The 857-nt window shown below is 59.3% G+C and carries 1 protein-coding gene; it reads right to left on the reverse strand.

All coding sequences use genetic code 11. From position 1 onward, the window contains the following. The coding region (locus EN969_RS33270; protein WP_164758761.1) for a LysR family transcriptional regulator at positions 1-669 on the reverse strand (669 nt) is incomplete at its 3' end. Positions 670-857 lie beyond the last annotated feature (188 nt).

Genomic DNA, 857 nt, shown 5'->3' on the forward strand with positions numbered 1-857 from the left:
GGTAAGGACGGCGCGGAGCGAAAGGCCCGCGGCATCCCAGTAACGGGCGGCCGTCGTGCGTGCCTCGTCAACCGTCAGCATGACATAATCTTCCGCCGCCACATCGGCGAGGCTGATCTCCTGCCGCGCGAGGAGGTGATGATCAGCCGAAAGCCAGAGCCGGCGGTTCGACCGCATCAAGACCTCCTGCGCCAACTCCTTGGTGTGCTCCAGGTTCGACACCAGCATCACGGCCATGTCGATGTCCCCGCACATCAACCCGCTTTCGAGAGCGTCTCGGGGCAGTTCCAGCACCTCGACCTCGATCTCGGGATAGGTCTTTCGAAAGCGCGCGTAGTGGCGCGACATGTAGTAGCCGACGACCGTGTAGGTCATGCCCAGCCGCAGCTTGCCCGCCAGGCCTTTCCTATCGCGCAACGGGCTTCGGACGGCGGCAGCGACGGCCCCGGTGATAACACGCGCATGTTCAAGAAACCGCGCGCCCTCCATCGTCAGTCTTACGCCAGCGTGGTTACGCTCCAAAAGCCGTACGCCCAGGTCAGCCTCAAGCGTCTTTATCGCCGCAGTGACCGCCGATTGCGAGATGTTGAGTTCCACCGCGGCATGACTGACCTGTCCGCTCTCGGCGGTCGCGATAAAATAATCCAGCTGTTTCAAGGTGATGGTCATGGTGCGCCCTGGCCCAGAACCATTATCTGTTTTTTTGATATGACAATCAATAAACTACTATTTCACAAATGCCCTCGCATGCGCAAAAAATGCTGCAACGCCGCAAAGACGGCAGCTTCGAGGGGTAACAATGTGATGGCGGTGACGCTAAACTGCGACATGGGCGAAAGCTTTGGCCTCTACAAGGT

Source organism: Mesorhizobium sp. M7A.F.Ca.CA.003.01.2.1, from assembly GCF_003998945.1.
Lineage (GTDB): Bacteria > Pseudomonadota > Alphaproteobacteria > Rhizobiales > Rhizobiaceae > Mesorhizobium > Mesorhizobium ciceri.